Annotated in this window: 12 protein-coding genes; 4 read left to right on the plus strand and 8 right to left on the minus strand. The window is 69.2% G+C overall.

The genetic code is table 11. From position 1 onward, the window contains the following. The first annotated feature begins 129 nt into the window (after nt 1-129). A complete protein-coding gene (locus tag JX005_RS01910) occupies nt 130-975 on the plus strand; it encodes an endonuclease domain-containing protein (protein WP_246533397.1) in 846 nt (281 codons plus the stop codon). A 390-nt stretch (nt 976-1,365) separates the two neighbouring features. Here JX005_RS01910 and trpS read toward each other — a convergent pair whose 3' ends face one another. The 8 genes from trpS to sdhC all read right to left on the minus strand — a co-directional run bounded on the left by trpS (nt 1,366) and on the right by sdhC (nt 9,482). After that, nucleotides 1,366-2,370, minus strand: coding sequence for a tryptophan--tRNA ligase (trpS, locus tag JX005_RS01915; protein WP_372447306.1), 1,005 nt, complete (start codon nt 2,368-2,370; stop codon nt 1,366-1,368). A gap of 92 nt (nt 2,371-2,462) precedes the next feature. After that, nucleotides 2,463-3,311: an exodeoxyribonuclease III gene (locus JX005_RS01920; RefSeq protein ID WP_214465706.1), complete on the minus strand. Its 849-nt coding sequence runs from the start codon at nt 3,309-3,311 to the stop codon at nt 2,463-2,465. A 63-nt stretch (nt 3,312-3,374) separates the two neighbouring features. Further along, entirely contained in the window at nt 3,375-4,691 is a 1,317-nt protein-coding gene (locus tag JX005_RS01925; RefSeq protein ID WP_214465707.1) for a YihY/virulence factor BrkB family protein, read from the minus strand. A gap of 9 nt (nt 4,692-4,700) precedes the next feature. Beyond that, nucleotides 4,701-5,945: an MFS transporter gene (locus JX005_RS01930; protein ID WP_214465708.1), complete on the minus strand. Its 1,245-nt coding sequence runs from the start codon at nt 5,943-5,945 to the stop codon at nt 4,701-4,703. Nucleotides 5,946-5,955: 10 nt separating this feature from the next. Next, entirely contained in the window at nt 5,956-6,759 is an 804-nt protein-coding gene (locus JX005_RS01935) for a succinate dehydrogenase iron-sulfur subunit (protein ID WP_214465709.1), read from the minus strand. Beyond that, nucleotides 6,759-8,564 (minus strand): succinate dehydrogenase flavoprotein subunit, encoded by a 1,806-nt coding sequence (gene sdhA / locus JX005_RS01940; RefSeq protein WP_214465710.1) that lies wholly within the window; start codon nt 8,562-8,564, stop codon nt 6,759-6,761. The genes JX005_RS01935 and sdhA overlap by 1 nt, the downstream gene beginning before the upstream one ends. A 31-nt stretch (nt 8,565-8,595) precedes the next feature. Beyond that, nucleotides 8,596-9,048, minus strand: a complete 453-nt coding sequence (locus JX005_RS01945) for a succinate dehydrogenase hydrophobic membrane anchor subunit (protein WP_214465711.1) — start codon at nt 9,046-9,048, stop codon at nt 8,596-8,598. Next, a complete protein-coding gene (sdhC, locus tag JX005_RS01950) occupies nt 9,048-9,482 on the minus strand; it encodes a succinate dehydrogenase, cytochrome b556 subunit (RefSeq protein WP_214465712.1) in 435 nt (144 codons plus the stop codon). Before sdhC ends, JX005_RS01945 begins: the two co-directional genes overlap by 1 nt. Nucleotides 9,483-9,717: 235 nt before the next feature. Here sdhC and JX005_RS01955 point away from each other — a divergent pair, with 235 nt between their 5' ends. The 3 genes from JX005_RS01955 (at nt 9,718) to JX005_RS01965 (ending at nt 13,732) form a co-directional block, all read left to right on the plus strand. Continuing rightward, complete coding sequence (locus JX005_RS01955; RefSeq protein WP_214465713.1) at nt 9,718-10,833, plus strand: mannose-1-phosphate guanylyltransferase; 1,116 nt, start codon at nt 9,718-9,720, stop codon at nt 10,831-10,833. Nucleotides 10,834-10,984: 151 nt separating this feature from the next. Further along, nucleotides 10,985-12,112: a BMP family lipoprotein gene (locus JX005_RS01960; protein WP_214465714.1), complete on the plus strand. Its 1,128-nt coding sequence runs from the start codon at nt 10,985-10,987 to the stop codon at nt 12,110-12,112. A gap of 99 nt (nt 12,113-12,211) precedes the next feature. Then, on the plus strand, nt 12,212-13,732 hold the full coding sequence (locus tag JX005_RS01965; protein WP_214465715.1) for an ABC transporter ATP-binding protein: 1,521 nt from the start codon (nt 12,212-12,214) through the stop codon (nt 13,730-13,732). Nucleotides 13,733-13,741 lie beyond the last annotated feature (9 nt).

The raw sequence follows: 13,741 nt of genomic DNA on the forward strand, positions 1-13,741 counted from the left end.
AAGCGGCGGGGAGGTCGCGCGGTCCTGCAACCGGTACGGCTCCTCCCCATTGCGGCCGAGTCCGGCGTCCTTCCCCGATCAGTCTTCGCGGCGGCTCGGGGCTGCCGTGCGTCGGCGAGCATCGTCGATGTGTCCGCCGAGTTCTTCACCCGCGCCGATCTCCTCCATGCCGGGCACACCCGTCGCTCAATCCAGGCGCAGGTCCGGTCGGGCGACCTCATCCACGCCCGCCGCGATCGGTACCTGGCTGGCGATACGCACGACAGTCTCGTCCGGGCCGTTCGCGTCGGCGGGCGGCTCACGTGCCTCTCGCTGCTGGCAACGCTCGGTGTGTTCGTTCTGGAGAACCGGCGCCTTCACGTGCACGTGCCGGCAACGGCCGGCAGATTGAGAGCGCCTGGGAATCGCCGGAAACGGCTCAAGCCGCCTCAGTCACGCAAGGTGCGACTGCATTGGTCCGACCTGATCCAGGATCCCGGGTCGCGCTGCGCGGTGAGCGTCGTGGACGCTCTCGTTCATGCTGTGACCTGCCAGACACCCCGCGCCGCGATCGCCACACTCGACAGCGCACTCCACCGTCGATTGATCGGCATCGACGACCTGAACACGGTGTTCGCGGCGCTTCCCGCGCGGTTCCACGCCTTGCGGGCGCTCGTCGACGCTCGCGCCGAGTCCGGACCGGAGACTCTGGTTCGCCTGATGGCGCGCGTGCTCGGGTGCGATGTGAGGCTCCAGGTCGAGTTCGATGACATCGGACGAGTGGATCTGCTCCTTGACGGATGGCTGGTCGTCGAGTGCGACAGCAGGGAGTTCCATCAGGACTGGAAGACTCAGGTGAAGGACCGCGAGCGCGATGTCGCGCTCGCCGCTCTGGGCTACTGCACGCTGCGAGTCACGGCCGCCATGATCATGTACCGGCCGGACGACGTCTTTGCCGCTCTGCGCGGACTGATCTCCTCGCGCCGCGCGGTCTGACCGCGCGGCGCCGGCCCGGGCCCGGGGGTCAGACCACCCTGCCCTCCGAGGGCTGCCTGAGGCAACCCATCTGTACCGTACTCAGGATCGCCGCTGCGGCAGCCGCCCTTCCGGGCCTCAATCGGCCCCAGTCGGCGGAGCGGTCCTGAGATCGGTACGGCGGGCGGAGAGGAGCGGTGGCTCAGGCGTCCGGCGCCCGCGAGGTGGCCCCTCCCGAAGGCTGCCTCAGGCAACCCATCTGTACCGTACTCAGGATCGCCGCTGCGGCAGCCGCCCTTCCGGGCCTCAATCGGCCCGAGTCGGCGGACCGGTCCTGAGATCGGTACGGCGGGCACGCGCGAGGCGGAGTTATGGCACACGGCTGCGCCGCGCGGCCCGAAACCGGCGGGGTCAGGCCCGGCGGAGCAGCCCGACCTTGTCGTAGACATCGCCCAGCGTGCGGTTGGCGACCTCGTCGGCCTTGGCCGCATTCGCCGCCAGCACGCGGTCGAGCTCGGCGGGGTCGTCCAGCAGCTCGAGCGCGCGCTGGCGCACCGGCCCGAACTCCTCCACCACGACCTCGGCGAGGCCCTTCTTGAAGTCGCCGTAGCCGCGGCCCGCGTACTCGTCCTCGAGCGCCGGGATCTGGCGGCCGGTGAGCGCCGCGTAGATCACCAGCAGGTTCGAGACTCCGGGCTTGGCCTCGCGGTCGTAGCGCACCGAGCCCTCGCTGTCGGTGACGGCGCGCATGACCTTCTTGGCGCTCTTCGCCGGGTCATCAAGCAGCCACAGCACGCCGGCGTCGGACTCGGCCGACTTCGACATCTTCGCGGTCGGGTTCTGCAGGTCGTAGATGCGCGCGGTGTCCCTCTGGATCACCGGCATCGGAACCGTGAACGTCTCGCCGAAGCGGCTGTTGAACCGCTCCGCCAGGTCGCGCGTCAGCTCGACGTGCTGCTTCTGGTCGTCGCCGACGGGCACGATGTCGGTCTGGTACAGCAGGATGTCGGCTGCCATGAGCACCGGGTACGTGAAGAGGCCGACCGAGGTCGCGTCGGCTCCGTAGCGCTGCGACTTGTCCTTGAACTGGGTCATGCGACCCGCCTCGCCGAAGCCTGTGATCGTCGAGAGGATCCATGCCAGCTCGGCATGCGCCCGGACGTGCGACTGCACGTACAGCGTGGACTTCGACGGCTCGATGCCGGCCGCGATGTACTGCGCAGCGGTGCGCCGGGTCTTCTCCCGCAGGTGCTCCGGGTCTTGGGCGACGGTGATCGCGTGCAGGTCGACGACGGAGAAGAACGCGTCGTAGGCCTCCTGCAGGTCGCGCCACTGCATGAGAGCCCCGATGTAGTTGCCGATCTGGAGGGAGTCGGCGGAGGGCTGCATGCCGGAGTACAGACGGGGTTTGCTCACCACCCAATCCTAGGGCCGCCGCACGAGCGGCCTCCGTCCGGGCGCCGCCTGCGGCGCGGAAGAAAGCCGAGCGGATGCCTCGCCCCAGCGCGTCAGGCGCCGATGGCGTAGTCCGCGACGACGGGGGAGTGGTCGCTCCACCGCGTGTCCCAGGAGGGCGCCCGCACCACCTGGTAGTTGGTCGCGCGCGCCGCGAGAGCCGGCGTCCCGAGGTGGTAGTCGATGCGCCAGCCGCTGTCGTTGTCGAAGGCACGACCGCGCATCGACCACCAGGTGTAGGGCCCGTCGACGTCGCCGTGCGAGACCCGACCGACGTCCACCCAGCCGAGGCCGGTGCCGGTGGAGCCGTCCACGGCGGTGACCTGCTCGCCGGCGGGGCCGAGGAACCGGTCGAAGTACGCGCGCTCGCGGGGGAGGAACCCGGCCTTCTTGATGTTCCCCCTCCAGTTGCGGATGTCGAGCTCGCGGTGGCCGACGTTGAGGTCGCCCATGACGAGCGCGAACGGAGTCGCCTGCTCGAGCTGCGGCATCCGCTTCTCCATCGCATCGAGGAACGCCCACTTCGCGTCCTGCCGAGGGGTGTCGGCCTCGCCGGTGTGGACGTAGGCGCTCACGACCGTGAGGCGCTCGCCGTCGATGTCGAAGTCGGCCTCGATCCATCGACCGGCAGAGTCGAGCGGCTCCGGACCCAGCACGCGGCGCACGTCGACCGCAGGCATGCGGGTGGCCACCGCGACGCCCGCCCGGCCCTTCGCCAAGGCCTCGTCGTTGACGATCTCCCACCCGGGAAGAACGCCGCGCAGCTCTTCGAGCGTCGCGCGCACCTCCTGCAGGGCGAGCACGTCGACGTCGGCGGCGTCGAGCCACTCGATCATGCCCTTGCGGGTCGCGGCACGGATGCCGTTGACGTTGACGGAGGCGATGCGGACTCGGCGGGGCACGCCCGCCAGCCTAATCGCGACCGCGGACAGCGCCCGCCGCCCGCACACTCGCGCGGGCCTCGATCAGGTCAGGTCGCGCTTCTCGCCGCCCGCGGGCCCGGCCGCTTCGGACGATCGCGTCGCCGGCTTGCGTCCGCTCTTCGCCTTGGCGGGCGCGAGCGGCTTGAGCGCATGCTGCGGCGGGGGAGGAGCGGATGCCTCGACCTGCCGCAGCTCGTCCTCCGCTTCGCGCACCGCCCGGTCGGCGAACGGGCGCCGGTACCACGCGGCCTGCGCGCGGGCATCCTTCGCCGTGCGCAGCCGCACCCGCGCCGCGACGAGCAGCGCGGCGTGCTCGGCGGCCAGCCGCTCGGCCTCGGTCTGCGGAAGGAGGGCGAGGTCGCGATCGCGCGCGGCCACGGCCACCCACGATGCCGCGACGAGCATCACGATCCCCATGAGCCGGAACCACAGCAGCATCCCGACGAAGAAGGCGAATCCGGCAAGGAGCGGGTTCGCGGGCGTGTAGCTCAGCAGCAGGCCCGCGCCGAGCTGCAGCAGCGAGAGGCCGATGCCGCCGATGATCGCGCCCGGCCAGATGCGGCGCCACGGCAGCTTCGTGCCGGTGAGGAAACGGAACAGCCCCACGAGGGCCGCAGAGGTCACGGCGAACCCGATGAACAGAGAACCCGCCTTGGCGGTCACCTCGGTGAAGCCGCTCAGCAGCTTCCAGCCGAAGAGCGAGAACACCCACTCGATCGCATAGGTCCCGATGGTGCTGAGCGCGGCGCCGAAGATCAGGGTGGCGCCGAACACCAGCGCGGCGAGGAGGTCGCGGGCCTTCAGGAGGAAGTAGCTGCGCCGGTCGGGCGGGATCCCGAAGAGCTCGCGCACCGCGCGGCGCGTGTAGGTCACCCAGTCGATGGCGGTCCAGATGAGTGCGCCGAGCGCGATCACACCGGTCCACCCGAGCACTCCCGCGTTCTGCGACGCGATGGCCTGAACGGCCTCGGGCGTGGCGAAAGCGCTGTCGGGTGAGATCAGGTCGGGGATATAGCTGTTGATCAGATTGATGAGACCGTCGACGGCTTCGGTGCTGCCGCCGAGCCACAGACCAGTGATCGCGAACGCCAGGTAGATCGCCGCGAAGCAGGCGAACAGGGCCACGTAGCTGACCCCGGCCGACAGGAGGAAGCCGTTCTCGATGAGGAAGTTGCGCCACACCCGCACCGGAAACCACGCCAGCGTGGCTTCGGTGAGCCGCGTCGCCCGGCTGATGGGCACGTCGAACCGTTGCCGGAGGCTGACCTCGGTCGCCTCCCACCGATCGCGCAGCGACTCCTCCTCGCGCTGGGCGGCGTCCGCCGTCGCGCGGGCGTCCGGCGAGGGCGTCTGCGTCACGTTGTCAGGCTATCGACTGCGGCCGGCGCCCGCGGCGCCGGCTTCCGGCGAAACGCCGACCGGTGCGGGCGACGACGCGCGGAACCGCGGCACGGCGAACAGGATCGCGGCGAGGGCGACGGCGGGGATCAGGAACGCGGGTCCATACCCCGTCACGTCCGCCAGGAGGCCGATCACGACCGCCCCGAGGATCGCGCCGGCGTAGTTGAACAGATTGACGCGGGCGATGACCTGGTCACTGTGCTCCGGTGAGAGCTCGCCCGCGGCGCCGAAGGTCACCGGGATCAGCACACCGGCGCTGGCACCTGCCAGGGCGAAGCCGATGATCGCCGCGGCCGGGAACGGCAGGAGCGCCACGACGGCGCAGCCGACGGCCGACGTCACAGCCGCGATCGCCACGAGCCGCGGCCGGCCGATGGCGGGGATCAGCCGGTCGGTGAAGAGCCGCGTGAGCAGCACCACGGCCTGGTACGCGGCGTAGCCGAGGGGAGCGATCCAGGCGAGCGTCTCGAGGTCGAGCTGCAGGTACTGCGTGCTCCAGGTGCTCACCGCCGAGTCCGCGACGAACACCGCCAGGACGACCAGTCCGAAGATCCAGATTCCGGCGCGCGGCAGCTTCGCCCGCTCGCCGGGCGGCAGCGCCTCGTCGACAGGCACTTCACGGGCGAAGAATCGGATGCCGATCACGGCGACGCTCGCTGCGATGACGGCCGCGCACATCAGGGCGATGCCGGCCGCCGTCGCGGTCAGCGCCACGGCGGAAACCAGGAGCGCTCCGACGATGGCCGCCGCCGTCGCCGCGGCGAAGAACGAGCCGAGCAGATGCCGGCCGTAAGCCCGCTGCACCGCGACGCCCTGCATGGCGGCGGCCGCGTCGACGCAGCCCAGGCCGACGCCGAACACCCCGAACGCGGCGGCGAAGACGGCGAACGGCGTCGGGAAGGCGATCACCGGGAGCGCGACCGCCTGGATGATCAGGCCGAGCGCGAGCGCCGTCCGGCTGCCCCACCGCACGGCGACCGCGTTCGCGAGCACTGAGCCGAGCGCGGCCGCCACGACGACGCCGAGCACCAGGATCGACACGATCGCGGCATCCCTGATGCCCTGCCGCAGCTGGAGCGCGGGCAGAGACGTCACGATCACGGCGTAGCCCAGACCCTGCGCCACGTAGGCGGCCGTCACCGCGCCTCGGGCGCGGCGGAGCGAAGGGTCGAGCGGAACGGTCGGCGCGTCGTCGCGCAGGGCCTCTGTCACACAGGGAAGCCTAGGGGCGTCCGCGCAGAACCGCCTGCTTGACTTCGGCGATCGCCTTCGTGACCTCGATGCCGCGCGGGCAGGCCTCGGTGCAGTTGAAGGTCGTGCGGCAACGCCACACGCCCTCCTTGTCGTTGAGGATGTCGAGGCGGACGTCGCCGGCATCGTCGCGCGAGTCGAAGATGAACCGGTGCGCGTTGACGATCGCGGCCGGGCCGAAGTACTGGCCGTCGGTCCAGAAGACCGGGCAGGACGACGTGCACGCGGCGCACAGGATGCACTTGGTCGTGTCGTCGAAGACCTCTCGGTCGACGATCGACTGGACGCGCTCCTTGCCCGGCTCGGGCTTCGAGCTGGCGATCAGGAACGGCTGCACCTCGCGGTAGGAGGCGAAGAACGGCTCCATGTCGACGACGAGGTCCTTCTCGAGCGGCAGGCCCTTGATCGCCTCGACGTAGATCGGCTGCGAGATGTCGAGATCCTTGATCAGCGTCTTGCAGGCCAGGCGGTTGCGACCGTTGATGCGCATCGCGTCCGAGCCGCAGATGCCGTGCGCGCACGACCGCCGGAAGGTCAGCGAGCCGTCGACCTCCCACTTGATCTTGTGCAGCGCGTCGAGGACGCGGTCGGTCGAGTAGAGCTCGACGTCGTAGTCGACCCAGCGCGGCTCCTCGTCGACCTCGGGATCGAAGCGACGGATGATGAAGGTGACGAGGAACGACTGGATTCCGGTGTCGCCGGCTGCGGCATCCTGCGCCGTCTCCTGCGAATCGGCGTCGGTGCGCTCGATGACGTCAGTGGCCGAGGTCGACATCAGTACTTCCTCTCCATCGGCTGGTAGCGGGTGATCACGACCGGCTTCCAGTCCAGGCGGATGTGGTCCTCGGAGTGCGAGGAGCCGGCGTCGCCCGACAGGTACGCCATCGTGTGCTGCATGTAGTTCTCGTCGTCGCGCTTCGGGAAGTCGTCGCGCATGTGACCGCCGCGGCTCTCCTTGCGGTTGCGCGCGGTGACGACGACGACCTCGGCGATGTCGAGGAGGAACCCGAGCTCGACGGCCTCGAGCAGGTCGGTGTTGTACCGCTTGCCCTTGTCGTCGACGTGGATGTTCTTGAACCGCTCGCGCAGCTCCTCGATGACGTCGAGCACCTCGCCGAGGGACTCCTCGGTGCGGAACACCTGGGCCTTGCGGTCCATCTCGTCCTGCAGCTTCTTGCGCAGGACGGCGATGCGCTCGGTGCCCTGGTTGCTGCGCAGCCCCTCGATGAGACCGCGCACCTCGGCGGCGGGGTCGTCCGGGAGGGCGACGAAGTCGGCGGTCTTGACGTACTCGACCGCATTGCGGCCGGCGCGCTTGCCGAAGACGTTGATGTCGAGCAGCGAGTTGGTTCCGAGGCGGTTCGAGCCGTGCACCGAAACGCACGCGCACTCGCCGGCGGCATACAGGCCGGGGACGACCGTCGTGTTGTCGCTCAGCACCTGCGCGTCGTTGTTGGTCGGGATGCCGCCCATCGCGTAATGCGCGGTGGGCATGACGGGCACCGGCTCGACCACGGGGTCGACGCCCAGGTACGTGCGCGCGAACTCGGTGATGTCGGGAAGCTTCGTCTCGAGCACCTCGGCGCCGAGGTGCGTGCAGTCCAGCAGCACGTAGTCGCGGTGGGGGCCGGCGCCGCGGCCCTCGGCGACCTCCTGCACCATGCAGCGGCTGACGATGTCGCGCGGGGCGAGGTCCTTGATCGTGGGCGCGTAGCGCTCCATGAAGCGCTCGCCCGAGGCGTTGCGCAGGATGGCGCCCTCACCGCGGGCGCCTTCGGTGAGCAGGATGCCGAGTCCGGCGAGCCCTGTCGGGTGGAACTGGAAGAACTCCATGTCCTCGAGCGGCAGGCCCTTGCGCCAGATGATCCCGACGCCGTCGCCGGTGAGCGTGTGGGCGTTGGAGGTCGTCTTGAAGATCTTGCCGAAGCCGCCGGTGGCGAAGATCACGGCCTTCGAATGGAAGACGTGCAGGTCGCCGGTAGCCAGCTCGTAGGCGACGACGCCTGCGATCTCGGTCTTGCCCGCAGCATCCTTCACCGTGATCAGGTCGAGGACGTAGAACTCGTTGAAGAAGTTGATGCCGAGCTTGACGCAGTTCTGGAACAGCGTCTGAAGGATCATGTGGCCGGTGCGGTCGGCGGCGTAGCACGCACGGCGCACGGGGGTCTTGCCGTGGTCGGCGGTGTGGCCGCCGAAGCGACGCTGGTCGATCTTGCCCTCGGGGGTGCGGTTGAACGGCAGTCCCATGTTCTCGAGGTCGATGACCGCGTCGATCGCCTCCTTGGCGAGGATCTCGGCGGCGTCCTGGTCGACGAGGTAGTCGCCGCCCTTGACGGTGTCGAACGTGTGCCACTCCCACGAGTCCTCTTCGACGTTGGCCAGCGCCGCGGCCATGCCGCCCTGCGCCGCCCCGGTGTGCGAGCGCGTGGGGTACAGCTTCGAGATGACCGCCGTCCGTGCGCCCGGCCCGGCCTCGATCGCGGCCCGCATGCCGGCGCCGCCGGCGCCCACGATGACGATGTCGAACTGGTGGTAGTGGACGCCGTCCTTGACGTAGCTGTCCGTGGTCTGAGTTGTCACGTAGGAGTGCTTTCGGTCTCTGTCGGTCTCGTCAGTTCGCCACGCTCTGGCACATCTCCCACAGCGAGCTGTCGGAGGTCACGCCGATGCAGGGATCGAACGTGAAGACGACCAGCGTGCCGAGGACGATGAGGAAGCCCGCGGACAGCCACAGCGCCCAGACCAGCACCTTGCGGGTGGTCTCGTGGCCGACGTAGTCGTTGACGATGGTGCGCATGCCGTTGGCGCCGTGGATCAGCGCGAGCCAGAGCATCAGCACGTCCCACCACTGCCAGAACGGCGTGGCGAACTTGCCGGCGACGAAGGCGAAGTCGATCTGGTGGATGCCGTCGCCCGTCAGCAGATTGATGAAGAGGTGGCCGAAGATCAGGACGATCAGCAGCACGCCCGAGGCGCGCATGTAGATCCAGCCCCACTTCTCGAGGTTCGGTCCCTTGCGGCGGACGGCGACGCGCGGGGCGCGGGGCTCGGCGATGGTGGCCATCAGTGTCCTCCTCCGATCTCGGCGAAGACGTTGATCAGGTGGCGCGGCGCGAAGCCGAGCATCGTGACGGCCCACAGGCCGAGCACGCCCCACCACAGCTGGCGCTGGTGCCGGGTCGCCCACGACCACATGTCGACCAGGATGATGCGCAGACCGTTGTACGCGTGGTACGCGACCGCGCCGACGAGGGCGACCTCGCCGATGCCCATGACCGGGTTCTTGTAGGTGCCGATCACCGCGTCGTACGCCTCGGGCGAGACGCGGATCAGCGCCGTGTCGAGCACGTGGACCAGCAGGAAGAAGAAGATCGCGATGCCGGTGATGCGGTGCAGCACCCACGACCACATTCCTTCGTTCCCGCGGTACAGAGTGCCGCGGGGGACTCGGGATGTGGTCTCGGATACCGACGGTGTGACGCGTGCTGGTGCAGACACGGCCGTCCTCCCTGGATCGAACATGGCGGGGCGGGAAACGATGCCCCTGGGTGGCCCGGTACTGGAGACTCGGGCCATCGGCGTCACTCGGGCGCTTCATCCATCCTATTCCCGCATTTCGCACGGCGGCGACGAAGGCCCGCCTTACCCCCCGTCTTCCGGAGGGGTTCTTCGCGGGGGTGAAGAACCAGGGTTCTTTCAGGCGCTCTCGGCCGTCGCGGATACTCTGGTCGACATGCCTGAACCCATTGAGGACTTCTACGCCGTGATCCCCGCCGGGGGCATCGGCAGCAGACTGTGGCCCCTCTCGCGCGCCGACGCCCCGAAGTTCCTCCACGACCTCACCGGTTCCGGTCAGACGCTGCTGCGCGACACGTGGGACCGCCTCGAGCCGCTCGCCGGACCCGACCGCATCGCCGTCGTCACCGGACGCGCCCACCGCGCGGCGGTCGAGGCGGAGTTGCCGGGCATCGCCGACCTCAACGTCTTCCTCGAGTCCGAGCCGCGCGACTCCACGGCAGCGATCGGACTGGCAGCGGCGATCCTCTCCCAGCGTGAGCCCGACGTCATCATCGGATCGTTCGCCGCGGACCACGTGATCCGCGTGCCGCACCTCTTCGATTGGGCGGTCCGTCAGGCCGTCGCGACGGCGCGCGCGGGGTACATCTGCACGATCGGGATCCAGCCGTCCGAGCCCTCGGTCGGATTCGGCTACATCCGCAAGGGATCCGAGCTGGTCGTCGAGGGCGCCCCCGAGGCGGCCCTGGTCGACAGCTTCGTCGAGAAGCCCGACCTCGACACCGCGAAGGAGTACTTCGCCGACCGTTCGTACCTGTGGAACGCCGGCATGTTCATCAGCCGCGCGGACGTGCTGCTCGGCGAGATCGCAGCGAACGAGCCGGCCCTGCACGCCGGCCTGATGGAGCTGGCCGAAGTGTGGGACGACCGCGAGCTCCGCGGCCCCGTCGTCGACCGGGTCTGGCCGGAGCTCAAGAAGATCGCGATCGACTACGCCGTCGCCGAGCCCGCCGCCGCACGCGGCCGCCTCGCGGTCATCCCCGGACACTTCGACTGGGACGACGTGGGCGACTTCGCCAGCCTCGCCAAGCTCAACTCCCACGGGCGCAAGAACGACCTCGCGATCCTCGGCGAGAACGCCCGGGTCCTCGCCGACGCCGCGAGCGGCATCGTCGTGAGTCAGACCTCGCGCGTCATCAGCCTCATCGGCGTGCGCGACATCGTGGTGGTCGACACCGACGACGCTCTGCTGGTCACCACGAGCGAGCACGCGCAGCGCGTGAAGGGCGTCGTCGACGCCCTCAAGCTCAACGGCCGGGGCGACGTTCTCTGAATCCCGCGGCGGTGACGTCCTCGTCTCGCCAGATTGCGTCTTTGTAACCTTTCGGCACCGACCCCCCGCCGTGACTGCAAGCATCGCGTCACAGTAGGTAACTTTGTGCAGTCCCCGTGAAGGACGCGGGGCGATACAAGTGGAGGCTGAGTTGACCATCTCACGCACCAAGAAGCTCGCTGGCGTCGTCGCCGCCGCGGGCCTTCTCGTCGCCCTTTCGGGCTGTGGCTCCGCCCCGGAGGCGACCCCGACGAACTCTGAGTCGGAAGGCCCGGTCGCCGTCGAAGGCTTCCTGCCCTGCCTCGTCTCCGATGACGGCGGCTTCAACGACAAGTCGTTCAACCAGTCCGCCCTCACGGGAATGGAGTCGGCCGCCGAGGAGCTCGGCGTCGAGCTCATCGAGGTCGAGTCGGCCTCGGCGAACGACTACGCCCCGAACCTCGAGAACCTCGTGGCCGAGGGCTGCACGTTCATCGTCGCCGTGGGCTTCAAGCTCTCGGCCGACACGATCGCGTCGGCGACGGCGAACCCCGATGTCGACTACGCCATCATCGACGACTCGGCTGACGCCGACTTCAACGGCGAGTCCGACGCGCCGAACATCAAGCCCCTCCTCTTCGACACGGTCCAGGCCGCATACCTCGGCGGCTACGCCGCCGCGGCATGGTCGTCCGAGCAGGGCGTCAACAAGGTCGGCACCTTCGGCGGCATCCAGATCCCGCCCGTGACGATCTTCATGGACGGCTTCGTCGACGGCGTCGCCAAGTACAACGAGGACATGGGCGGCGCGGTCGAGACCTTCGGCTGGGACGTCGAGGCCCAGGAGGGCTCGTTCACGGGTGGCTTCGCCGCGAACGACACCGCCAAGCAGACCGCGCAGGGCATCCTCGACCAGGGTGTCGATGTCGTCCTGCCCGTCGGCGGACCGATCTACCAGAGCGCCGCTGCGGCGATCACCGACGCGGGCTCCGACTCGCTGCTGATCGGCGTCGACTCCGACCTGGCCGTCGTCGACCCGTCGGTCGCCGAGCTCGTGCTCTTCTCGATCATGAAGCGCATCGACGTGGCCGTTCAGGATGCCACGCTCCAGGCTGCCACCGGCGACTTCGACGTCACGCCGTACGTCGGCACGCTCGAGAACGAAGGCGTGGGACTCTCCGGCTTCGGCGCGTTCGAGTCGGAGCTGCCCGAGGGCCTGACCGACGAGCTCGCCGCACTGCAGGAGCAGATCATCTCGGGTGAGCTCGAGGTGACCTCGCCCAGCTCGCCCCAGCAGTGATCTCGGCGTAGTCGATCGACTGCTGACCGCGGCCGGGTGGATCCGTCCACCCGGCCGCGGTCCTTCCAGCCCGACGGAGACAGTGGATAAGGTGCACATATGAAGCTCGAGCTCCGTGGGATCACGAAGCGGTTCGGCTCTCTCGTCGCGAACGACCACATCGATCTGGTTGTTCAGCCCGGGGAGATCCATGCCCTCCTGGGCGAGAACGGCGCAGGCAAATCGACGCTGATGAACGTTCTCTACGGCCTGTACCAGGCCGACGAGGGGGAGATCCTCCTCGACGACGTCGTCCAGCACTTCCGCGGCCCGGGCGACGCCATGGCCGCCGGCATCGGCATGGTCCATCAGCACTTCATGCTGATCCCGGTCTTCACCGTCGCCGAGAACGTCATGCTCGGCCATGAGGACACCAAGGGCCTCGGTACGCTCGACCTGGCCAAGGCCCGTCAGCACGTGCGCGACGTCGCGCAGCGCTTCGGCTTCCAGGTCGACCCCGACGCGATCGTCGGCGATCTCCCGGTCGGCGTCCAGCAGCGCGTCGAGATCATCAAGGCGCTCTCGCGTGACGCCAAGGTGCTCGTGTTCGACGAGCCGACCGCGGTGCTCACCCCCCAGGAGACCGACGAGCTCATGGCCATCATGCGCCAGCTGCGCGACGAGGGCACGTCCATCGTCTTCATCACCCACAAGCTCCGCGAGGTCCGCGCCGTCGCCGACCGCATCACGGTGATCCGTCTCGGCAAGGTCGTGGGCGAGTCAGCCCCGACCGCCACCAACGCCGAGCTGGCTTCGCTCATGGTGGGGCGCGCCGTCGAGCTGACCGTGCAGAAGGACCCGCCGAAGGTCGCGGAGGGCGGCGGTCTCACCGTGAACGACCTTCGTGTGCTCACGCCGACCGGCGCCGTCGTCGTCGACAACGTGAGCTTCGACGTCAAGCCCGGCGAGGTCGTCGCACTCGCCGGCGTGCAGGGCAACGGCCAGACCGAGCTCGTCGAGGCCATCGTCGGCCTGGCGGACCGTGTCTCCGGCTCGATCACGCTCGACGGCGTCGAGCTCGTCGGCAAGAGCGTGCGCAGCATCCTCGACGAAGGCGTCGGATTCGTGCCCGAGGACCGCACCGAGGACGGCCTCGTCGGCGGGTTCACGGTCGCCGAGAACCTCATCCTCGATCGGTCCGGCGACTCGGAGTTCGTGCGGGGCGGCACCGTCCTCCGGGGCGTGCTCCACGAGTTCGCGAAGGCTCGCATCGCCGAGTACGACATCCGCACGCAGGGGCCTGACGTCCCGGCCGGGACTCTTTCGGGCGGCAATCAGCAGAAGGTGGTGATCGCGCGCGAGATGAGCCGCGACCTGAAGCTCCTGGTGGCTGCTCAGCCGACCCGCGGGGTGGACGTCGGCTCCATCGAGTTCATCCACACCCGGATCGTCGAGACGCGCGACTCCGGAGTCCCGGTGCTCGTGGTCTCGACCGAGCTCGACGAGGTCGCCGCCCTCGCCGATCGCATCGCCGTGATGTACCGCGGCGCGATCGTCGGGATCGTGCCGGGCGACACCCCGCGCGATGTTCTGGGACTGATGATGGCCGGCGAGACGCCGGGAGACGGGGTGGCCGCGTGAACGACGACG

This window comes from Microbacterium flavescens, assembly GCF_018588945.1.
Lineage (GTDB): Bacteria > Actinomycetota > Actinomycetes > Actinomycetales > Microbacteriaceae > Microbacterium > Microbacterium flavescens.

Coding starts and splice junctions, on each gene's coding strand:
- JX005_RS01965 (WP_214465715.1), top strand. CDS start 12,212: ATGAAGCTCGAGCTCCGTGGGATCACGAAGCGGTTCGGCTCTCTCGTC.
- JX005_RS01945 (WP_214465711.1), bottom strand. CDS start 9,048: ATGGCCACCATCGCCGAGCCCCGCGCCCCGCGCGTCGCCGTCCGCCGC.
- JX005_RS01935 (WP_214465709.1), bottom strand. CDS start 6,759: ATGTCGACCTCGGCCACTGACGTCATCGAGCGCACCGACGCCGATTCG.
- JX005_RS01955 (WP_214465713.1), top strand. CDS start 9,718: ATGCCTGAACCCATTGAGGACTTCTACGCCGTGATCCCCGCCGGGGGC.